At 43.8% G+C, this 21,409-nt stretch carries 18 protein-coding genes; 17 read left to right on the top strand and 1 reads right to left on the bottom strand.

The genetic code is table 11. The features are described from left to right. Positions 1-255: 255 nt before the first annotated feature. The 4 genes from ACINWC323_RS03310 (at position 256) to ACINWC323_RS03325 (ending at position 4,878) form a co-directional block, all read left to right on the top strand. Positions 256-1,599 (top strand): spinster family MFS transporter, encoded by a 1,344-nt coding sequence (locus tag ACINWC323_RS03310; protein WP_032881672.1) that lies wholly within the window; start codon positions 256-258, stop codon positions 1,597-1,599. 86 nt (positions 1,600-1,685) lie between these two features. Next, positions 1,686-2,696 carry an AraC-like ligand-binding domain-containing protein gene (locus ACINWC323_RS03315; protein ID WP_009514709.1) on the top strand — a complete coding sequence of 337 codons (1,011 nt, stop codon included), beginning with the start codon at positions 1,686-1,688 and terminating at the stop codon, positions 2,694-2,696. Positions 2,697-2,780: 84 nt separating this feature from the next. Next, positions 2,781-3,887 (top strand): NAD/NADP-dependent octopine/nopaline dehydrogenase family protein, encoded by a 1,107-nt coding sequence (locus ACINWC323_RS03320; RefSeq protein ID WP_009514476.1) that lies wholly within the window; start codon positions 2,781-2,783, stop codon positions 3,885-3,887. A 1-nt stretch (position 3,888) separates the two neighbouring features. Then, complete coding sequence (locus ACINWC323_RS03325) at positions 3,889-4,878, top strand: 3-hydroxybutyryl-CoA dehydrogenase (RefSeq protein WP_009514773.1); 990 nt, start codon at positions 3,889-3,891, stop codon at positions 4,876-4,878. 57 nt (positions 4,879-4,935) lie between these two features. Here the strand turns inward: ACINWC323_RS03325 and ACINWC323_RS03330 are convergent, their stop codons facing one another. Further along, positions 4,936-5,403, bottom strand: coding sequence for a MarR family winged helix-turn-helix transcriptional regulator (locus ACINWC323_RS03330; RefSeq protein WP_032873109.1), 468 nt, complete (start codon positions 5,401-5,403; stop codon positions 4,936-4,938). 148 nt (positions 5,404-5,551) lie between these two features. On the opposite strand from ACINWC323_RS03330, the gene ACINWC323_RS03335 reads away from it, so the two are divergent. The 13 genes from ACINWC323_RS03335 to ACINWC323_RS03395 all read left to right on the top strand — a co-directional run bounded on the left by ACINWC323_RS03335 (position 5,552) and on the right by ACINWC323_RS03395 (position 21,396). Next, positions 5,552-6,664 carry an amidase gene (locus ACINWC323_RS03335; protein WP_009514485.1) on the top strand — a complete coding sequence of 371 codons (1,113 nt, stop codon included), beginning with the start codon at positions 5,552-5,554 and terminating at the stop codon, positions 6,662-6,664. A gap of 18 nt (positions 6,665-6,682) precedes the next feature. Beyond that, a complete protein-coding gene (locus ACINWC323_RS03340; protein WP_032881670.1) occupies positions 6,683-7,849 on the top strand; it encodes an acyl-CoA dehydrogenase family protein in 1,167 nt (388 codons plus the stop codon). A 40-nt stretch (positions 7,850-7,889) separates the two neighbouring features. Continuing rightward, a complete protein-coding gene (locus tag ACINWC323_RS03345) occupies positions 7,890-8,417 on the top strand; it encodes a nuclear transport factor 2 family protein (protein WP_009514811.1) in 528 nt (175 codons plus the stop codon). Positions 8,418-8,714: 297 nt separating this feature from the next. After that, on the top strand, positions 8,715-9,995 hold the full coding sequence (locus ACINWC323_RS03350; RefSeq protein ID WP_005229177.1) for an aromatic ring-hydroxylating oxygenase subunit alpha: 1,281 nt from the start codon (positions 8,715-8,717) through the stop codon (positions 9,993-9,995). Positions 9,996-10,005: 10 nt separating this feature from the next. Further along, positions 10,006-10,491: an aromatic-ring-hydroxylating dioxygenase subunit beta gene (locus ACINWC323_RS03355; RefSeq protein WP_009514574.1), complete on the top strand. Its 486-nt coding sequence runs from the start codon at positions 10,006-10,008 to the stop codon at positions 10,489-10,491. Between the two features lie 9 nt (positions 10,492-10,500). After that, positions 10,501-11,238, top strand: a complete 738-nt coding sequence (locus ACINWC323_RS03360) for an SDR family NAD(P)-dependent oxidoreductase (RefSeq protein ID WP_009514827.1) — start codon at positions 10,501-10,503, stop codon at positions 11,236-11,238. Positions 11,239-11,272: 34 nt separating this feature from the next. After that, positions 11,273-12,226: a PDR/VanB family oxidoreductase gene (locus tag ACINWC323_RS03365; protein ID WP_009514525.1), complete on the top strand. Its 954-nt coding sequence runs from the start codon at positions 11,273-11,275 to the stop codon at positions 12,224-12,226. A 66-nt stretch (positions 12,227-12,292) separates the two neighbouring features. Then, positions 12,293-13,252: a p-hydroxyphenylacetate 3-hydroxylase reductase component gene (locus tag ACINWC323_RS03370; protein ID WP_171062223.1), complete on the top strand. Its 960-nt coding sequence runs from the start codon at positions 12,293-12,295 to the stop codon at positions 13,250-13,252. 143 nt (positions 13,253-13,395) lie between these two features. Continuing rightward, positions 13,396-14,310, top strand: a complete 915-nt coding sequence (gene feaR, locus ACINWC323_RS03375) for a transcriptional regulator FeaR (RefSeq protein WP_009514673.1) — start codon at positions 13,396-13,398, stop codon at positions 14,308-14,310. A 203-nt stretch (positions 14,311-14,513) separates the two neighbouring features. Continuing rightward, on the top strand, positions 14,514-16,829 hold the full coding sequence (tynA, locus tag ACINWC323_RS03380) for a primary-amine oxidase (RefSeq protein WP_162137918.1): 2,316 nt from the start codon (positions 14,514-14,516) through the stop codon (positions 16,827-16,829). Between the two features lie 143 nt (positions 16,830-16,972). Continuing rightward, positions 16,973-18,190, top strand: a complete 1,218-nt coding sequence (locus tag ACINWC323_RS03385) for a hypothetical protein (protein WP_155758140.1) — start codon at positions 16,973-16,975, stop codon at positions 18,188-18,190. A gap of 66 nt (positions 18,191-18,256) precedes the next feature. Then, the gene (locus ACINWC323_RS03390; protein WP_009514687.1) at positions 18,257-19,864 is read left to right on the top strand and encodes a GMC family oxidoreductase; all 1,608 of its coding nucleotides are present in this window, start codon (positions 18,257-18,259) and stop codon (positions 19,862-19,864) included. 44 nt (positions 19,865-19,908) lie between these two features. Next, positions 19,909-21,396 carry an NAD-dependent phenylacetaldehyde dehydrogenase gene (locus ACINWC323_RS03395; protein ID WP_009514512.1) on the top strand — a complete coding sequence of 496 codons (1,488 nt, stop codon included), beginning with the start codon at positions 19,909-19,911 and terminating at the stop codon, positions 21,394-21,396. Positions 21,397-21,409 lie beyond the last annotated feature (13 nt).

The following is a 21,409-nucleotide window of genomic DNA, read 5'->3' as shown; positions in this document are numbered from 1 at the left end:
ATCAGTCGCTTAGCAGCATTTGAACTGGTTTTAAATCCTGATTCTACCTTCAAATGAATAATATTGCGTGCTGAATGGGTAAAAAAGGTATAACTTTATACCTAAAATATTATGGAAAATTCCATGTAAAAATAATAATTATAGGAGGGAGAAATCAACCTTATTGAAGCTGAGCCAGAAAAGGAGATGAATTCTGGTGATTACCTCCTTCAATAAGCAGACACATGAGAACAATGACATGGACAAGGAAGCAAAATGGATACGCACTCAACCGAGCCAGCACGTGCTCACTCAAATCTATACGCCTGGTATGTGGTACTACTGTGCATGCTGGCCTATATCTTTTCATTTATCGACCGGCAAATACTGGCGCTGATGATCGAGCCGATCAAGGCCGATTTGGGTCTTTCCGATACCCAATTCAGTCTACTCCATGGTTTGGCCTTTTCATTGTTTTATGCCTTTATGGGCTTGCCGCTGGCCTATCTGGCGGACCGGTTTTCACGTCCAAAAATTATTGCCATCGGGGTGGTGTTCTGGAGTATTGCGACCGCATTTTGTGGTCTGAGCAAGAATTTTATCCAGCTTTTTTTAAGCCGTATGGGCGTCGGTGTCGGTGAGGCTGCTTTGTCACCCGCAGCTTATTCGATGTTTAGTGATATGTTTAGCAAGGACAAGCTGGGCCGTGCGGTGGCGGTGTATTCGATTGGTTCTTTTGTCGGCGGTGGGATCGCTTTTCTGGTCGGTGGCTATGTGATTGGCTTGCTAAAAAATATGGACAGCATCATAGTTCCGGTATTTGGTGCACTCAAGGCTTGGCAAGCAGCATTTATTATCGTTGGGCTGCCTGGGGTATTTATCGGTTTACTGGTGTTGTTGACGGTGAGAGAGCCGCAGCGTAAAGGCCAGCGTTTAAATGCGCAGGGGCAGGTTGAAAAGACCAGCATGAAGGATGCGTTTAAGTTTATCAAAAAGCATGGGCGTACCTTTAAATGCCATTATTTAGGTTTTACTTTTTACGCGATGGCCTTGTATTGCCTGATCAGCTGGTCGCCCGCATTTTATATGCGTAAGTTTGGTTTAACCCCGACTGAAGCAGGTTATATGCTGGGGAGTGTGCTATTGGTGGCTAATATTCTAGGTGTATTTTGTGCGGGTTGGCTAAATGACTGGTTTATTCAGAAAGGCCGTAAGGATGCCCCGATGATCACCGGTGTGATTGGGATTGTCGGTTTAGTAATCCCGATCATGGTGTTTACGCAAGTGAATGAGTTATGGCTATCGGTGGTGTTTCTGGTACCTGCAATGTTCTTTGCTTCATTCCCGATGCCGATTTCTACCACAGCCATGCAAATGCTGGCGCCAAACCAGTTACGTGCACAAATCTCGGCAGTATTCTTGTTGATCAGCAATCTGGTTGCGGTCGGCATTGGTACCACATTGGTGGCATTGATTACCGATAAAATGTTTGAAAATCCATTGATGGTCGGTATGTCCTTGTCGATTGTCGGGACGATCTCTTGTGTATTGGCCTTTATTTTATTGAAAAAAGGCTGTCAGGCATTTAGTGACAGTATGCAGCAGGAACATGCTTCTTGATCTGACCTGAGTGCATGCACAAAGCCCATTCTTTTGTAATGGGCTTTGTGCTTTGCTGGCGAAACCCATAACAAGGGAGTGAACTGATGCACGGGACATTTAAACTGGATCATTTGCATTATCTGGATGAGTTTTTATTATTTCAGTCCAGTGATTACCAGACCATTAAAGATCAAATTAGTCATTATCTCTGTCCGCATCGTTTTGATGTTGAGACCCAACAGCCGCTAAACACGCGCCTGAATGGTTTTAGTTTTGGTAATGGGGCATTGTATGATCTGAAATATAGTGCACCGGTCGTCATCTGTATTGATGACAGTTCGAGTTTTTACCTGTTCAGGATCACACTGGAAGGGCAATGTCAGGTCGGGGGCACAAATCAGCAACTGCTACAATCTGCAGGCATTATGTCGGTGACTCATCCGCATACCCGACAGCAGATTGTGACCAATCAGCATTGCCGCAATATTATTTTAAAATTATCCCAACAGGAGATCGAAACCCAGCTGTTTAAAATGCTGGGCCATACCAGTCAGGCGCCTGTCTGCTTCGATAGTGGTCTGTCCTGTACCGAAGAAGGGATGAGTGCCATTGTGGAAACGCTGAATTATCTCTGTCATGCCTATCATAATATCCAGAACTGGAGCTTTATTTCAGCCAGTTTTACCCAATACCTGATCGAGCTGATTTTGCTTAAAATCCCCAATAATTATAGTGAGCAGTTGAATGCACAGCGTCAGCAGCTTGTGCCAGGCTATATCAAAAAAGCGCAGCAGTATATTCAGGACAATCTGCATCAAGCGATTTCGCTAGCGACGCTGAGTCAATATTGTGAGGTGTCGATCCGCAGTCTACAAAAGGGCTTTAGCCAATATCTACAGCAGACGCCCGTTGAATATATCCGTGAGCAACGATTGGAACGGATACATTTGGCTTTGCAGCAGGCACAGACAGATGAAACCGTCACCGATATTTTACTGGATCATGGCATCCAAAGTTTTGGGCATTTCTCTACCTTGTATAAAAAGCGCTTCGGCTGTCTGCCTTCACATACCTTAAAAATGAATCCTGTACAACTCAGTGAAATGCGTTCGTAAATGGAATAATCACTGCGTATTTGGATAAGCCCGTTTAGGCTGACCGTTCTATGCTGAATGACAAATCAATCAGCAGGAACGCACATGAAAATTACAGTACTCGGTGGTGGACACGGATGTTATGCCGCAGCAGCAGAGATGGCAGAAAAAGGCCACGAGGTGGTGCTATGGCGCCGTGACCGTGAGGCTTTGCAACAGCTGGCAGCAACTGGTGAACTCAAGATTAAAGATTATCAGGGCGATCGTCGTGTCACAGTCGGTTTTGAGCGGAGTCAGATTAATCTGACCGATGATTTACAACATGCCATCCAGCATGCCGAGCTGATTATTATTCCTTTACCCGCAACCACACATCTGGATTTGGCTCAGCAGGCCGCGCCGTTCTTTCAAACGGGACAGGTGGTGTATTTACCGCCTGCAACTTTCGGTACTTTTATTTTTGCCAAAGCCATGCGGGAGGCAGGTAACACGGCTCAAGTGGCCTTTGCCGAAACCGGCACCTTACCGTATCTGGTACGTAAGCATGGCGTCAATCAGATCGTGGTGAGTGGCTATGCGACCCGTTTACCAACGGGGGTATTCCCAAGCAGCTTGTCCGAGCATGCATTCCAAATTTTGAAACAGGCTTATCCAAGTGTTGAGCCGATCGAAGACAGTCTCAGCGGTGCCTTGATGAATGCCGGGCCGATTATTCATCCACCGTTGATTTTGATGAATGCGGGGCCACTGGAACATTTTGAGGCTTGGGATATTCATAATGAAGGGACACAACCGTCGATTCGCCGTGTCACCAATCAGCTTGACGCAGAGCGTATGCGTGTAAGGGAAGCATTGGGTTATTCTGCACCGCATTTTCCATTGGCTGATCACTACAATAAAGACGGTGAGGGCGATGAATGGATGTATGGCCGTGGCGCGCATGGAAAATTGACGGATAGTGGGGACTGGCGTGAGGACATTGACTTACAGACACATCGTTACATGCTGGAAGATACACGTCTGGGGCTATCCTTTCTGGTTTCAGTGGGACGTTGGGCGGGTGTCGCGACACCTGTAGCAGAAGGGCTACTGAATATTGCGTCTGCGGTCACAGGCAAGGATTTGTATCAGGACGGACGGACGTTTGAGAATCTGGGACTCGCCGATAAAAGCAAGGCTGAGTTGCAAGTGACTTTGCAGCAAGGAGTCTAAGATGAATCCAATTCAACAAGTTGCCGTACTCGGCGCTGGGCGAATGGGCAAAGCCATTGCAATTGCCTTTGCCTATGCGGGCTTAAACGTGGCTTTAATCGATGCTCGACAACGAACGGAGGCTGAGTTTGAACAATATCAGGCTCAGATCCAAACTGACTTAAAACAAGAATTGCAGTTGCTGGAACGTATCCAGTTTATTCTATCTGAACAAAGCGTATTTATTCTGGATCAGATTCAGATTTTAAGTCGCACCGCTGCAATCTCGGTCTTAGCACACTGTGATCTGGTTATGGAAGCTGTACCCGAGCTCAGGCAAGCCAAACAAGATATTTTTACTTGGCTGGATCAATATATTACACCGACTTGTATTGTTGCATCGACCACGTCAACCTTTCTGGTCACTGATATTGCGCAGATGATTTCTTATCCAGAACGGGTGGTGAATGCGCATTGGCTCAATCCTGCTTATCTGATTCCGCTGGTTGAGTTAAGCCGTTCCGAGCAAACTTCTGACAGGGTCGTTACACAACTGAAAACCTTTCTACAGCTGATCGGTAAAGTACCTGTGGTGTGTCATGCCAAAGCCGGTTATATCGTGCCACGGATTCAGGCGCTAGCCATGAACGAAGCGGCGCGGATGGTGGAAGAAGGCGTGGCTTCGGCAGAAGATATCGATATCGCGATTCGGACCGGATTTGGTTTGCGTTTTTCTGTGTTGGGCTTGCTGGAGTTTATTGACTGGGGAGGTGGCGATATTCTGTATTACGCTTCCCAATATCTGGAAAAAGAGCTTGGTGAGCGTTATCGCACGCCAGAAATTATTGCCGAGAACATGCGACAGCAACGCAATGGTCTACGTGAACAGCAAGGCTTTTATGATTATCAGCAGGTCGATATTGCGGCCTATAAACAACAGGTTTTACATACTTTTGTAGACCGGATTGCCGCAAATCAGCTGAAACCACCGTTTAATATTTTAAATCCGTAGTCGGCCTGGTTTGAACTTTTGCCCATCTCTATAGCGACATGGGCTTTTGTTGTTGGCTTAACTTGAAGGCATCAGATCAAACAGCTTTTTTAATTGGCCGTTGAGCTGGTGCAATTCAGCATCATCAAATGCATTTAGAATCCCGGAGAGGGTGACCTGACTGATCTGGTTAATTTGTTCAACCATTTCTTTTCCTTTATCGGTCAGTTTCACCATCGAAATCCGTTCATCTGACTCAGATGAAAAGACTTGCACAATACCGTCTTCTACCAGTCGGTAAACGGCCTTGGTTGCCGTGGTCAGCTTGAGGGTAGAGAGGTTGGCAATCTCGGTAATACTGGCTTGTTCAAGTGCATTGGTACTTAAAATGATTTTACGACGGGTATTGTCTATTCCTAATTTTTTTATTGATTTTTCAATAAGTTGTGTGTATTTACCATTCACCTGCGAGATCCAGAAAAAAGGATAGCTTTGTAAGCTGCTCGGTTCATTGTTGGGTAGAAATTGTTCTAAATGCGTAAGCATAGCCAAGTCATTACTTTTATAAAAATGGACATTCAGCATTATACAAAAATTAGAAACATTTTCTTGATTCTTCGTATCGAAAAATACTTGACAATTACATTACTTTTTCCGATATTTGTATTAAGTATAAAAATACATGGAAAAGTGAATGAATATTATTGTACAAGAGGTACAAAAAGGTACAGGCGCTTTGAAGGTGATGGTCAAGGATTCCATCGATATTCAAGGCATGAAGACCATGGCAGGCAGTCAAGCTTTAATGCAAAGCCAAGCCGCACCTGCCAATGCCGAAGTAGTGGATCGTATTTTGGCTGCAGATTGTCAAATTACCGCAAAAACCAATTTGCATGAACTGGCGTTTGGCATCACAGGGATTAACCATACCTTTGGTACGGCGATTAACCCGAAATATCCTGAACTGATTCCGGGTGGTTCTTCGAGTGGTTCTGCGGCAGCGATTGCGGCTGGTCTGGCAGATTTCACCTTAGGTACAGACACCGGTGGCTCCATTCGTATGCCAGCAGCGTGTTGCGGTGTGTATGGTTTAAAATCGACCTTTGGCCGTGTCAGCCGTGCTGGCGTACATCCTGCAAGCAGTTCACTAGATTGTGTTGGCCCTTTTGCAAACTCAGTCGAAATGCTTGAAAGCGCCATGCAAATCATTGATCCCACCTTTCATGCACAGGCTGAATTAGCACAGGTACCAAAACTGGCGTGGCTCAATGTCGCTGCTGATTCAGCCGTGATTGAGACGATCCAGCAATATCTAACCCAAGCCAATTTGACAGTGTCAACTGTAACGGTGGAAGGCTTTGCAGCGGCCTTCGATGCGGGCATGCAGATTATTAATTATGAAAACTGGCAGGCTTACGGTGAGTTGACCCAAACAGGCTTGCTCGGTGCAGACGTCAATGGGCGTTTATTAAAAGCCGCCGACACCACCTTAGCCCAGGTCAAACAGGCGGAGCAGGTGAGAGCAGATTTTACCGCCGAGCTTGATGCCTTACTGGCTCAATACGATGCCTTGATTTTACCGACTTTACCGCAACTGCCACCTAAGCTGGTTGATGCTGAAAATACCGTGGCTTTTTTAAATCTCACCGCTTTGGTTCGACCATTTAACCTGTCTGGACATCCTGCAATTTCAGTACCGCTACAAACAGAACAAGGTCAGCCCGTGGGGTTGCAGATCGTGGCAAAACGCAATGCCGATGAATATTTGTGTGCGATTGCGAAATATATCGTGAAAGCTGCGCAATAAATCTCAAGGAATAAGGGAATGAATCATTTAGCGACAAAGGAATTTGTAATGGATAGTAATACAACGCAATTAGATGCCTTATGTCAGGAAATTCGTGAACGTGCCTGTAGCGGAGAGTTTGATAATCAGGCCTATGTCAGTCAGGACATCATCGAGAAACTCAAACAGATTGGCGTTTACCGTGCTTTGGTGCCAAAACGTTTTGGCGGCAATGAATGGTCTCCGAAACAGTTTTGTGAATTGATCGAGCAACTATCCAAAGCCGATGGCTCAGTCGGTTGGGTCGCAAGTTTTGGTATGAGTCCTGCCTACTTGGGCAGTTTGCCAGAAGCAACACTTGAGCAGCTGTATAAAGATAGCCCTGATATTGTGTTTGCAGGTGGCATTTTCCCTCCACAACCCGCTGAGATTACTGATGCTGGCGTGGTGGTGAGTGGGCGCTGGAAGTTTTCCAGTGGCTGTATGGGCGCGGATATTGTCGGGGTCGGAATTTCTCCGCAAAAAGACAACGAAGCCCAAGGTTTACCGCGTATGGCGGTGATGCCAGCAAATAAAGCACAAATCGATATGACGTGGGATACTGTTGGCCTAAAAGGCACAGGCAGTCATGATCTGGTCGTCAAAGATGTGCTGGTGGCGAAAGAGTGGACCTTTGTCCGTGGCGAACCTTCAAAACTGTCTGAGCCATTTTTTAAATATCCATCTTTATCTTTAGCCACTCAGGTCTTAACCGTGGTGGGAATTGGTGTCGCAGCCGCAGCACTGGAAGAATTTCAAAAAATGGCACCCGGTAAATCTTCAATTACTGGCGGTGCGGAAATTGCCAGCCGACCTGTAACCCAATATGAATTTGCCCAAGCCGAAGCTGAATTTAAGGCTGCACGCGTGTGGTTCTACGACACCATGCAAATCGTCTGGAATGAAGTCGTCGCAGGACGTACCCCAAGCGCAGAACAAATTAGCGATATGCGTTTGTCCTGTACCCATGTGGCCCGTGTCTGTGCCCGTGTCACGCGCAAAATCCAGATGCTGGCAGGCATGACCGCCATTTATACCCATAACCCGTTTAGCCGCTTTGTCAACGACACCAATGTGGTGACGCAGCATGCCTTTATGGGCGATGCCACTTTGCAAAATGCAGGTCTGGTCAGCTTCGGTATGAAGCCAGCACCCGGTTATTTATAAGCCGGATTGATTAAAGAGAGTGATGGCAAGGATGAATGACATGGATACGCAAGTGGATTTAACGGTTTTGTTACAACGCCTACAACAGCTTGAAGCCCAAAATGCGATTCGTAACTGCATCAATCGTTATATGGAAATTTGTGATGCCTTGAATGCCGATACCGACCTGAATGAATTGATGGATTTATTTGATCAGGACAGCATCTGGGAAGGCATAGGCGAAAAATATGCGCAGTCTTTTGGTCGTTACGCTTCATGGCAAGCCATTTATGACATGTTCAAAAGCTATACCCAACAGCAGTCGCATTTTGTTATGAATGCGCATTTTGTCAGCTCAGAGCAAATCTATATCGAAACAGATCAGGCCAATGCCAGCTGGTTGATGTTGCAAACCTCAACCTTCCGTGACGGGCGTAGCCATTTAAATGCCGCCAAACTCACGGTGCAATTTAAACAGCAACCTGATGGTCGCTGGAAGATCAAACATTTTCAGACTGAAAACATTTTCAGTCGCCCCGTATCTCACTGGGACAGTACAGCCGCATTGCCAGTACCGTCGCAGCAATAGCGAGGGTCTGTTGGGATTTCAGAGATATTTGCGACAGAGGACATTTTTAGACGATACAAGGCATGTTTTGCGAAACTTAGTCATTCTAAGTAAGCAAGACATAACGCAGTAGCGACAAAAAATGCCCCTGTCCCTTAGGGTTATGGCTAAAACCGCCCTAAACTGCGTTATGAAACTTGATAATGGGGACACCATTGCCTGCGTTTCATGCCTTGTTTATGTTGTTTTAGCCGATAACACATGTATTGCTGAAATACCAACAGACCCTGAATGGATAGACCGAAAAGGATCGTGGATATGAACAGCAATATTATTCCAATGCAGAATATTGAGATGGATTACAGTAGCTTGGTGCAAAGTGACCGTGCGCATACCTCATTGTATAAAGACGAAAAAATCTTTGAAGATGAGATGGAAAAGATTTATTACAGCACTTGGGTGTGGGTGGCACATGCCAGCGAGATTCCTGATGCAGGCAGTTATAAGACCATCAACATTGGCAAGCAACCTGTGGTGGTGGTACGTGATCGTAAGAAAAAAGTGCATGTCTTACTAAACCGTTGTCGTCATCGTGCTGCAACGGTCTGTGAACATAAAAAAGGCAAAACCAACAGTTTTGTGTGTCCATATCATGGCTGGAGCTATGCACTGGATGGTTCATTACGTGGCGTGCCTTCACCTGAAAGTTATGGCGAATGTCTGGATAAATCTGAATTTCCATTGATCAGTCTGCGTGTTGAAGAATATAACGGTATGATTTTCGCTACCTTTAAACAGGATATTGAACCTTTAGAAGATTTCCTCGGCGCTGCGAAAAAATGGATCGACTTATTCATGAAACAAGGTGCAGGTTATCCAATCAAGGTCTTGGGCGAACATCGTTTCCGTTTCCCAGGGAACTGGAAAATCCAGCTGGAAAATACCACCGATGCTTATCATTTCCCATTGGTACACAAGTCATTCCTCAGTTCAGTCGATGAAAAAACCGAAGAACTGTTTAACTTTGAAAATCAACCAGGCTATGTCGAAGACTTAGGCAATGGTCACAGTGTGATGGTGATGATTCCTGAACTGGTTGATCTGGATGAAGAATTGATGGAACGTCCGATTCAGGAACGTTTTGAAGACCTGGCTCAAGCCTTACGTGATGAAGGACATGAAGAACTGGAAGTACGCCGTATTGTACGTGCGGTGGGTGGTTCTGGATTTAACTTGAACATCTTCCCGAATATTGCCTGCTCAATGGCGTTCTTCCGAGTGATGCAACCGATTTCTGTCAATGAAACTGAAATTCATCATTCCGTGATTACCATGGATGGTGGCCCACAAATTGCCAACCAGTATCGTCTACGTCTGCACGAACATTTCCAAGGGCCGTTTGGCTTCGGTACACCAGATGATTCGGAAGCATGGGAGCGTGTACAACATGGTGCCAATGCGGGGAATGATTTATGGATCATGCTGAATCGCGGCCTACCAGGTGAAGTCAAAACTGAAGATGGCTTAAAGAGCGATGTCAGTGCTGAAACAGGGATGCGTGCTGCTTATCAGCAGTGGAAAAAGTTGATGACGGCTTAAGGAGAGCGCCATGAAAATCGATCTAAATTTACTCAATGAAGTGACTGCATTTGTCTGGGCCGAAGCCGATATGCTGGACCATTCTGAACATGATAGTTGGCTGGACCTGTGGAATGAAAAAGGCGTGTATATCATTCCGATTGATCCGAAACTGACTGACTATGAAAATAATCTGAACTATGCCTATGATGATCATCACATGCGTAAATTACGTGTTGCCCGTCTGGAAAATGGTGAGGCGATTTCAGCTTCGCCAAAAGCCAATACGGTACGTAGTGTGTCACGCGTTCGTATTCTCAAAGATGAAGATGGTGAAATTATCTTACGTTGCGCACAAAACTTGCGTGAGTTCCGCAAAGAAAATCTGAAACATTATACCGCTGACGTGACTTTCCATCTGGTTCGTGATGCAGAACAAGGCTTTAAGATCAACCGTAAAATTATCAATTTAGTGAACTCGACCGATAGTTTGGCGGGTATCAGTTACATTCTCTAGGAGCAAAAAATGAAACAGGTTGTTTTAGTCACAGGTGCCGCTTCAGGTTTGGGGAATGTCATTGCCGAATATTTTGCAGCGCAAGGGCATCAGGTGATCCTGTCTGCCAGTACCTTGGAGAAAGCAGAGCAAGCCAAAGCACGTAGTCCACATGCAGAGAATTTATTCCCGCTGAAACTGGATATTTCGGTTGAAGCCGATTTTCATGCTGCCGTGCAGTGGATTCAGCAGACATTCTCAAAACTGGATGTGTTAATCAACAATGCCACCATGACCAAGGCAACGCCTGTTTTAGAGATTAGCGCGGCGGATTTTGACACGATCACGCAAGTGAATCAGCGTGGCACGTTCCAGTCTTGCCAGATCATTGGCAAATATATGGCAGCGCAAGGTTATGGTCGTATCGTCAATATGGCATCTCTGGCTGGACAAAATGGCGGTACGGCCACTGGTGCGCATTATGCAGCCACCAAAGGTGCCATTATCACCCTGACTAAAATCTTTGCCAAAGAATTTGCAGCCCAAGGCGTGACGGTGAATGCGATTGCGCCTGGACCGATGGAATCACCGATTGTGCATAGCGTGGTCTCTGACGAAAAAATGGAACAGTTCATCCAGAATATCCCGGTCAAAGCACTCGGCAGCATGGCGTTTATTGCCGAGACCTGTGCTTTGTTGGCCAGTCCAAGTGCTGCCTTTGTCACTGGGGCGACATGGGATATTAACGGTGGATTATTTATGCGTTAAGCCTCAGGCGAGATGCATATCAGGGAGAGAAATCATGACGAAACTGTATAACGTGGTGGTAAAAAACCGTCATGTCGAAGGTGGGAATGTTGCAGTGATGGAATTTGAATCTGCAAATTCGAGCCTATTACCCAAAATTGAAGCGGGTGCGCATATTGATGTGCACCTCCCCAATGGCATGGTGCGTCAGTACTCATTATGTCAAAACCCGAATGATGTCGGTAAGTTCCGACTCGGCATTCTACGTGATCCGGAATCACGCGGCGGTTCAGTCTCGGCCTTTGATGATTTAAAGGATGGCATGCAGATTCAGGTTAGTGAACCGAAAAACCTGTTTCCTTTAGTGAAATCTAAACATGCTGTGTTGGTGGGAGGTGGTATCGGCATTACTCCCCTGATAACGATGGCGTATCAGTTGGCACAGGAAGGCATGTCTTTTGAATTGCATTATTGCGGCGCAAGCCCTGAACGCTGTGCTTTTGTCGATGAAATTAAACATGGCATCCTGGCACCGTTTACGACCTTTCATTTTAAATCGGAAGGGGCCAGTCACCGTGAGTTTTTCCAATCCGCTATTAAAGATATTGATAAAGACAGCCATATCTATACCTGTGGCCCGAATGGTTTTATGGACTGGGTCATCAATTTAGCCCTGACACAGAACTTCCCTGAGCAGCAAATCCATAAGGAATATTTTCAGGTTGAGGTTGAAACAGGCGGCGATGCCTTTGAAGTGGTGGCACAGCAAAGTGGCAAGATCATTCTGGTCAATGCAGAAGAAACCATTTTGCAGGCCTTGGCGCGTGAAGGTATCGAGATTGAAATGTCATGTGAACAAGGTGTGTGTGGCACCTGTATGTGCGATGTGATCGAAGGTGAACCTGATCATCGCGACGTGTATTTTACCGATGAAGAAAAAGCCAGTAATGAGCAGATATTGGTGTGCTGTTCACGCTCTAAGTCAGCACGATTGGTACTGGATATTTAAGCGATTTAATCAGGATAAATTGGTATCCATTATCGGCCAGAAACAGGATAAAAGATTCAGGAGAGAATAATGAATTCACTAAAATCAATGGATGAAATCACAATAGATCCAATGCGATTCAGACGTGCTTTGGGGAATTTTGCCACAGGTGTCACCATTATGACCGCGCAAAATGATCAGGGTGAAAAGGTAGGGGTGACTGCCAATAGTTTTAATTCAGTGTCTTTAGATCCGGCGCTAATCTTGTGGAGTATTGATAAGAACTCATCTAGTTTCCCGATATTTGAACAAGCTTCACATTTTGCCGTGAATATTCTATCGGGCTCGCAGATCGAGTTATCCAATAAATTTTCACGCCGTAACATTGATAAATATGAAGGTACCAGTTATCAGACTGGGGCAGGTCAGGCGCCGATTCTGGATCACTGTTCTGCGGTGTTTGAATGTGAGCGCCATCAGATTATTGAAGGCGGTGATCACTGGATTATTATCGGCAAAGTGGTGCGTTTCCGTGATGAAGGGCGTAGTCCATTGGTCTATCACCAAGGTGCTTACTCTGGTGTAATTCCTCATCCCTTACTTCAGTTAAAAGACACAGTGGAAGCAGAGGATATCGGTGAAATGCATCAGGGCCATTTATATAGCAATGTCTGCTATCTGATGAGCCGTGCGTTTAAGTTTTACCAGACCGATTATATTCCCAAGCAACTGGTAACTGGCTTCCGCACCAGCGAAGCACGTTTATTATTGGTGCTGGGTAGCGGGACTGCTTCGAATAAGGCAGATTTGCCACGTGATATTGCCATGCCGATGCGTGAAGTAGAGCAGGCTGCATCGATTTTGCAAAAGGATGGTTTGCTGATTGAGAGCGAGGGATTTTTTAAACTGACCGAAAAAGGCAAAAAAACTGCACACTATCTATTTGATATTGCAGATAGCCATCAAAATGAGGTGTTTGAAAAATATTCAGATCAGCAAAAAGATATTTTTATTACCATGCTCAGGGATTTTGCTGGTGTAGCATAAGCAGGATGAGGCTGATAAGTTGAACTGATTTATCAGCTTTCTGATATCAACTCTCTAAGCAATCAATAAAAAGAATGTGCAAGGAGGTATATTTGACAGAAAAATTTAATGCGTGAATACCGTAGCAACAAGGACGTGAGCGGATGAACCAATATGTAAGTGACGCACTGTTAAGCTGGACGCATCATATTAAAAATGTATGCGGCAATTTTGAAACGGATTTTGATGGTACCCGTAATTTATTCATTGGTGAGGTGCAGTGTTTTTTATTGGGTGATACCGAGATTGCTTTTATCAAAAATAATGCCAATAAAATTGTCCGAAAAGCGGATGAAGTTGATCGAGTCAATAATCGGTTTTGTTTTTTGATTTTGCAGAATTCGGGCAAAATGCTGCTTGAGTATAAAAATGAAACCTTAACCCTGAATGAGGGCGATATCGTTTTACTTGATCCTGTTGAAACCATTTCCATGTTTCCACAGGGTTTGGTCAGTCAAATTTCAGTGCATCTGTCGCGGGAAAAGTTACTGAAAGAGCATATTAGTTCGGAATATTTTGGCAAGCTGATTACCCAGAATATGAGCGGTTTTTTACTCAAGAATATTCTGAAAAATATGTCGCCTGAAAATATTAAGCTCTGGTATGCGAGTGAAGATGGCAATGCCTTTGAAGATGCGCTGATTGCCCTAATCAAGCCGACCATTAATTATAAAAATATGAGTCATGCCGATAATCTTTTAGAAAAAGCCGAGCGCTATATTATAGAAAACTTAGCCAAACCTGATCTTTCTCCCAAGCTCATTGCCGCACATATTGGTGTGTCGCTACGGCATCTTTATCGATTATTTGTGCAGGAAAACCTATCGATTAATAAATATATACAGCTCAAACGTTTGGAAAGAGTCAAAACAGATCTGCTGGATAAAAGGAATAAACAAAGTTCGATCACCCAACTTGCCTTGAAATGGGGCTTTTGGGATGGCGCGCATTTCTCAAAAATCTTTAAAAAAACCTATGGCATCTCTCCGAAAGAATTTAGAGAAACGATGTTGGCTTAAGCATTTTTGATGTCATTTTTAGACAAGTTCGAGGTCATTCCTGAACAAGCTAGACCGATGCAACTGTGTTGAAATTAAATCAATAAGAGAAGGTTAGAACGATCAAAGAAAACCAAAATCGTAGGTTGATCTTACCTGTTTCACACATTGGAAAGTGCATTTTAACGGTCCATAAAAGATCGTTCAGGGATAGACAGAAAAGGATGAAGATGATGCTTAAACAACAGTTACTTAAAGAGATACAAAAAATACTGGCGCTTAACCTATCCATTGCTGCAAGTTTTTGGGGACTCAATACTCAAGCGTTTGCGCATGGTGGTCATGCTGAAATGGTACCGCTTTATCAAAACATGAGTGAGCAGGGCGCCAAAGTCGTTAAAGATGATTTTACCAATAGTTATACCATCAGCAAAGGTTCCATGCAGGTCAGAGCCAAACCTAATTCGGAACAGGTCTTGGTGAATGGGAAACCATTAAAACTGAGTGTCCCGTTACTCATTAAGGATGGCAAACCCGTTATTGGGAAAGACTTTTTCAATGAAGTGTTCCAGTCAGGTTTAGATCAAACTTTTAAAATTGAAAATACCTTTCATCCACTGAATAGCCTGAATACAGATGAAATCAAAAAGACTTTTGATGTGATTAATCGCTCAAAGTACGCCTATAAAAATATGCGTTTTGCCGAGTTAAAACTGAAAGAACCTGAAAAAGCCAAAGTCTGGGATTTCTTTATCAATCATAAAGAATATAAAGATGACCGTGTGGCGTCGTTCATTTTATTGAAAGGCAATCAGGCGATTGAAGGTGAAGTGAACCTGAATACACAGCAAGTCACGAAATGGAATGTTCTTACAGATACGCACGGTATGGTGTTACTGGATAACTTCGAGACCGTACAACGTGTGATTGAAGCAAGCAAAGAATATCAGGACGCTTTACGGAAACGTGGCATCACCGATGTCAAGAAAGTGATTACCAATCCATTGACTGTTGGCTATTTTGGCGGTAAAGATGGCTTGGATAAACAGCTGAATGTTTTAAAAGTGGTGTCTTATCTGGATACGGGGGATGGCAATTATTGGGCGCATCCGATTGAAAATCTGGTCGCTGTGGTGGATCTGGATAAAGAAAAAATTATTAAAATCGAAGAAGGGGCAATGATTCCTGTTCCAATGGTAGACCGTCCTTATGCCACCAAAAATACCAAAGCACCTAAAATTAAGCCGCTCAATATAAGTGAACCTGAAGGTAAAAACTTTACCATTACAGGACAAACCGTACATTGGGGGAATTGGTGTTTCCATGTCGCACTAGACTCTCGTGTTGGCCTGCAACTTTCAACAGTGACGTATAAAGATAAAGGGGTAAAACGCAAGGTCATGTATGAAGGTAATCTGGGCGGTATGGTGGTTCCATATGGTGATCCAGATATGGGCTGGTATTTTAAATCTTATCTAGACTCAGGTGAGTATGGGATGGGAACACTCACATCAGCCATTCAACTAGGGACTGACGCACCAGAAAATGCAGTTTTACTGGATGCGGTCATTGCTGACTATAAAGGCCAGCCACAAGTGATTCCAAATGCAATCGCCATTTTTGAGCGCTATGCAGGGCCTGAATACAAACACCAAGAAATTTTTGGTGATCAAGACGCAAGTGAAGCACGCCGTGAACTTGTCGTGCGCTGGATTAGCACAGTGGGTAATTACGATTACATGTTTGACTGGGTATTTGCCCAAAATGGTGTAATTGGCATTAATGCAGGTGCAACGGGTATTGAAGCGGTTAAAGGTGTTAAATCACGTACTATGCATGACAGTACCGCCAAAGAAGACACCAAATATGGCACTCTGATTGACCATAATATTGTGGGGACAACCCATCAACACATCTATAACTTCCGTTTAGATATGGATGTAGATGGTGAGAACAACAGCTTTATGCATATGGACCCTGTGGTCAAGGCCAATGATCGAGGCGGTGTGCGTACAAGTACGATGCAAATTGACAGTAAAGTGATTCGCAATGAGCAGAATGCGGCTGAAAAGTTTGATCCGTCTACCATTCGTTTACTCACGAATTTCAACAAGGAAAATAAATTAGGTAATCCGGTTTCCTATCAATTGATTCCTTTTGCTGGTGGAACACACCCTGTGGCAAAAGGAGCCAATTTTTCTAAAGATGAATGGCTATTTAAACGCCTTAACTTTATGGATAAACAGATTTGGGTAACGCAATATAAGCCTGAGGAACGTTATCCAGAAGGTAAATATTCGAATCGTTCAACCCATGACACAGGTTTAGGTCAATTCATTAGCAACAATGACAATATTGAAAACAAAGACCTCGTGGTATGGATGACAACAGGAACCACCCATGTGGCACGTGCTGAAGAATGGCCGATCATGCCAACAGAGTGGGTTTATACTTTGATCAAACCGTGGAATTTCTTTGATAGTACCCCGACGTTGAATTTGGGTGAAGAAGAGCAAAATACGCAGCACGACCATCACTAAAAGTGCAGATCAGCCAGAAAGGGTAACGTGAGCTTACCCTAAGCTGAGCGTCCAGCAGTCCGCTGACAAAAAAGGAATTTTTTATGAAAACGCTACTTTCTCAGGTTATGAGAGGGACTCTCTTTGTCTCATTTTTTTCAACTGTGCATGCTGGTGAATTTGAAATTAAACCGACTTTTGAAGCAACTTTTGGGGCTTTTAGTAGCGCTAAAAGCTATAACGGTGAAAACCTAGATGATGAAAGAATCAATTGGCAAGAAGGTCATCTTAAATATGGTGCGAAAGGACAATACACCTTTAACAACAATCAGCTCTATGCAAGCTTGAGCGGGATCAGCTCGGCAACCTTTGGGGATGGTGACGCCGGCCAAAATAGTAATGGCAAAGAACGTAAAACCGATGTGAATGAATGGATTATTGGTTTTAAAGACGGTACCAACAAAGATGAGTTAACGACCTATGATTTAAGTATCGGTCGGCAAAATATTATGATTGGTGATGGGTTCTTCATTGCGGGTGACGCGTTAAACCTCGGTAAAGCACCTGCGGATGGTACACTCGATCGGGGCGGAGCATATTATCTGGCAGCCCGTCGAAGCTTTGATTTTACCAGTTTGCTTCAATACAAACCGCAAGACAATACAACGTTAAAGTTGGCTTATTTAAAATCGGACAATAAAGCACAATTTTCCCCAGAACTCTTTGTGACTGATCTGATGTATCAGCTTAAAAATAAGGGCGTTGGGTTTACCTATTTAAATGTATTGAATCTTGAAGATGCTGAACAGGTTTCAGGGCGCGAAGATCTTAGAAACTATGCTTTACGTTTGAATTATCAACCTTTGCCGGAACTACAAGTTAAAACTGAGTTTGTAGTTCAAGATAAAAAAGATAGCCACGAAAATGCTGGCTATTTGGCACTGAACTATAACTTTTTATCCTCAAAATATACGCCGTCACTAGGTTATCGTTTTAGCCATTTTTCAGATCAGTATGACCCCATGTTTTACGGCAATACGGTTGGATTTGGAACATGGTTTCAGGGTGAAGTCGCCGGAAACTACGCGGGACCCTTCAATAAAAATGCCGATATTCATCAAGTCTCTTACATGATGAATTTAAAAGAAAATTTTATGCTGGGTGCTTTGGCTTATAAGTTTCAAACCGTAAATAAGTCTTTAGGCAATGTCGATGGGCATGAACTGGATGTTTTTTCGGTCTGGTCAGTTAATAAAAAATTCAATGTTATTCCTTTAGTGGGACTCTATAAACCGAAACAGGATATCCATAGTGGTGGTACTCAAAACTACGATGACAAAACCAATGTGTATGCGCAGTTGATTCTGCAATACATCTATTAAATCAGGGCAAAGCAGAGCATGTTTATTGGCGGTGCATTCATAGAAATAAAATTAGGATGAAATCAGATGAATCAACAATATGACTATATCGTGATTGGTGCTGGCTCAGCAGGTTGTGTGGTCGCAGCACGACTATTAGAAGCCAAGGCCGGGCGTGTTCTTGTATTAGAAGCAGGAAGCCGAGATAGCAGTCTGTTCCATACCATCCCTGCCACAGTAGTTAAAGTATTCCAGCAAAAATCATGGCAATACATGACTGTTCCGCAGAAATATTGTAATCATCGTGAAATGATCCTTGCACAAGGAAAAGTGTTGGGAGGTGGAAGCTCGGTTAATGGCATGATCTATTGCCGAGGCCAACGACAGGATTATGATTTATGGTCCTCGGAATGGGGATGCAATCAGTGGTCTTATCAACATGTGCTGCCTTTTTTTAAGAAAGCAGAAAAAAATGAAAGTCTTGCTGATGAATATCACGGACAAGATGGCATTTTACCTGTCAGTGAAAACCGTTATCGCCATCCTTTAACACTTGCTTGTATTAAAGCAGGTCAACAAATGGGGATGAATTATGTCAATGATATTAATGGTTGGGATCAGGCGGGTGTAGGATTTTATCAAACCACTACTCAAAACGGTTCTCGGGCGAGTACTTCTAAAACCTATTTAAAGTCAGTCGAAAACCACCCGGACCTTACGATTATTACGGATGCCTTGGTTCATAAAATTGAAACTCAAGGGGATCAGGTGACTGGGGTGACTTATAGTATTGGCGGAAAATCACCGATTACGGTACAGGCTCAAAAAGAAGTCATTCTGAGTGCTGGTGCTATTGGCAGTCCTAAGGTTTTATTACTTTCGGGAATTGGTCCAAAACAGCACTTGGATGAACTTGGAATCGAATGTGTTCGTGACTTACCTGTGGGTGAAAATTTTCACGACCATTTGCATATGTCGGTCAATGCAACGGTAACAACCCATAATAGTCTGCTGGGTGAAGATCAGGGATTAACTGCGGTACGACACTTTTTACAGTGGTATTTCACCCGTTCAGGATTGTTAACCACCAATATTTTAGAGGGTGGTGGTTTTATTGACACCAACAACAACGGTCGACCTGATGTCCAATTTCATTTTTTACCTGTACTGGATAATTTCGATAATACCCCAGGTGAAAAAGCAGTTGCTCAGGCACATGGCCTCACCATTAAAGTCGGACATGTACAGCCAAAAGCACGTGGGACTTTACGTTTAAGCAGTAAAGATCCAAAAGATTTACCTGTCATTGACCCTAATTATTTAGGTCATCAAGAAGATATTGATGCCAATATCCGTGCGGTACAGGCCGGACTTCGCCTATTACAACAGCCCGCATTGAAAGCGATTGTCAAAGAAGTGATTGAGCCTGCAAATCTCGATCCCGATGATATTGAAGGGATTGATACTTGGATGCGCCAGAACATTAAAACGGTTTATCACCCCGCAGGTAGCTGCAAAATGGGCAATGCTCCGCAAGATTCGGTCACAGATCAGACCCTTAAAGTACATGGTTTTAAAAATTTACGTGTGGTGGACTGTTCGATTTGCCCGCAAGTTCCTAGCGGTAATACCAACGCAATTGCCATCATGATTGGTGAACGCGGTGCAGACTTTATTTTGAATCAAGTCGCTTAGTTGCTGTCATAACAAAATTTTAGAAATGAAAAGAGGAAAAGAACATGAGTGAAGTTCAGATTTTAGCAAGCGTACAGCAATTTATGGCACGTCAACATGGACATTTTATTAATGGAAAATCAGTTGCTGCCGAGCTTTTAGATAAAGTGGATATTGTAAATCCATCGACTGAACAAGTGGTTGCTCAAATTAGTATTGGTAGTCAACACGATGTAGATAGTGCGGTGAAAAGTGCTGAATATGCTTTTCAACATGCTTGGGCTGAAACGACGCCGTATGAGCGTGGCGTTAAATTAAACAAGTTAGCCGATTTAATTGAGCAATATGGTGAAGAACTTGCACAGCTCGAGTCGTTATCTACTGGAAAACTTATCAATATTTCCCGCCATCTTGAAGTCGCACAATCTGTTATTTTCTTAAGATATTTTGCAGGTTGGGCAACTAAAATTAATGGTCAAACTATGCAACCCTCTATTCCTTCTATGCAAGGTGAGAAATATACAGCTTTTACTTTAAGACAACCGGTTGGTGTGATTGCAGGGATTGTGCCTTGGAATTTTTCACTGATGATTGGTGTGTGGAAAATCGGTTCAGCGTTAACCACGGGTTGTACCATTGTGCTGAAACCAAGTGAGTTTGCCAGCTTATCTTTATTACGTTTAGCCGAACTTGCTATTGAGGCAGGTATTCCAGCCGGTGTGATTAATGTGGTGACAGGTAAGGGGGAGACGGGACAATATTTAATTGAGTCGCCCCTGGTTAAGAAAGTCTCATTTACAGGTTCAGTCCCAACAGGTATTGCGATTGGTAAACTCGCGATGAGCAGTGATTTAACCCGTGTCAGTCTGGAATTGGGGGGTAAAAATGCCATAGCCATCTTGGCTGATGCAAATATTGATGAGATTTTACCGACTTTGTTGCAAGCAACTTTTGTACATCAAGGTCAGGTTTGCGCATCGCCAGAGCGTTTTTTTGTACACCATACCAAATACGATGAATTGGTGGAAAAACTCTCTAAAGCACTCTCTAGTTTCAAAATTGGACCGGCGATGGATGAGGCAAGTATGTTTGGTCCACTTGCTAATCAGCCCCATTTTCATAAAGTAAAACATTATTTAGATCTGGCAAAAGCCAACAAGCAGATTATTGCAGGGGGTGAGGCCCTGGATCAGACCGGGTATTTTGTACAGCCGACTTTAATTTCCTTTAAAAATACCGCTGATCCTTTATTTTCAGAAGAAACCTTTGGCCCAGTGGTTGGTGTAATGCCATTTGAAACTGACGAAGAGCTTATTCAGTTGATGAATCAGTCGCGCTTTGGTTTAACCGCAAGTATCTGGACCAATGACTTATCTAAAGCTTTACGGTTAATTCCTAAAATTGAAGCAGGAACCTTATGGGTCAATATGCATACGTTCTTGGATCCATCTGTTCCATTTGGCGGGGTAAAAGCTTCAGGAATTGGCAGAGAGTTTTCAGATGCATTTATTGAAGATTACACCGAATTAAAATCGGTGATGATTCGCTATTAACTGAAAACGAGGT

The sequence above is a fragment of the Acinetobacter sp. WC-323 genome (assembly GCF_000314615.1).
Classification (GTDB): Bacteria; Pseudomonadota; Gammaproteobacteria; order Pseudomonadales; family Moraxellaceae; genus Acinetobacter; species Acinetobacter courvalinii.
This window is presented reverse-complemented; position numbering and strand designations above follow the sequence as displayed.

What these genes read in the sequence shown, in the direction of transcription:
- ACINWC323_RS03310 (WP_032881672.1), top strand. Translation starts at nt 256, where the DNA reads ATGGATACGCACTCAACCGAGCCAGCACGTGCTCACTCAAATCTATAC.
- ACINWC323_RS03315 (WP_009514709.1), top strand. Translation starts at nt 1,686, where the DNA reads ATGCACGGGACATTTAAACTGGATCATTTGCATTATCTGGATGAGTTT.
- ACINWC323_RS03320 (WP_009514476.1), top strand. Translation starts at nt 2,781, where the DNA reads ATGAAAATTACAGTACTCGGTGGTGGACACGGATGTTATGCCGCAGCA.
- ACINWC323_RS03325 (WP_009514773.1), top strand. Translation starts at nt 3,889, where the DNA reads ATGAATCCAATTCAACAAGTTGCCGTACTCGGCGCTGGGCGAATGGGC.
- ACINWC323_RS03330 (WP_032873109.1), bottom strand. Translation starts at nt 5,403, where the DNA reads ATGCTTACGCATTTAGAACAATTTCTACCCAACAATGAACCGAGCAGC.
- ACINWC323_RS03335 (WP_009514485.1), top strand. Translation starts at nt 5,552, where the DNA reads ATGAATATTATTGTACAAGAGGTACAAAAAGGTACAGGCGCTTTGAAG.
- ACINWC323_RS03340 (WP_032881670.1), top strand. Translation starts at nt 6,683, where the DNA reads ATGAATCATTTAGCGACAAAGGAATTTGTAATGGATAGTAATACAACG.
- ACINWC323_RS03345 (WP_009514811.1), top strand. Translation starts at nt 7,890, where the DNA reads ATGGATACGCAAGTGGATTTAACGGTTTTGTTACAACGCCTACAACAG.
- ACINWC323_RS03350 (WP_005229177.1), top strand. Translation starts at nt 8,715, where the DNA reads ATGAACAGCAATATTATTCCAATGCAGAATATTGAGATGGATTACAGT.
- ACINWC323_RS03355 (WP_009514574.1), top strand. Translation starts at nt 10,006, where the DNA reads ATGAAAATCGATCTAAATTTACTCAATGAAGTGACTGCATTTGTCTGG.
- ACINWC323_RS03360 (WP_009514827.1), top strand. Translation starts at nt 10,501, where the DNA reads ATGAAACAGGTTGTTTTAGTCACAGGTGCCGCTTCAGGTTTGGGGAAT.
- ACINWC323_RS03365 (WP_009514525.1), top strand. Translation starts at nt 11,273, where the DNA reads ATGACGAAACTGTATAACGTGGTGGTAAAAAACCGTCATGTCGAAGGT.
- feaR (WP_009514673.1), top strand. Translation starts at nt 13,396, where the DNA reads ATGAACCAATATGTAAGTGACGCACTGTTAAGCTGGACGCATCATATT.
- tynA (WP_162137918.1), top strand. Translation starts at nt 14,514, where the DNA reads ATGAAGATGATGCTTAAACAACAGTTACTTAAAGAGATACAAAAAATA.
- ACINWC323_RS03390 (WP_009514687.1), top strand. Translation starts at nt 18,257, where the DNA reads ATGAATCAACAATATGACTATATCGTGATTGGTGCTGGCTCAGCAGGT.
- ACINWC323_RS03395 (WP_009514512.1), top strand. Translation starts at nt 19,909, where the DNA reads ATGAGTGAAGTTCAGATTTTAGCAAGCGTACAGCAATTTATGGCACGT.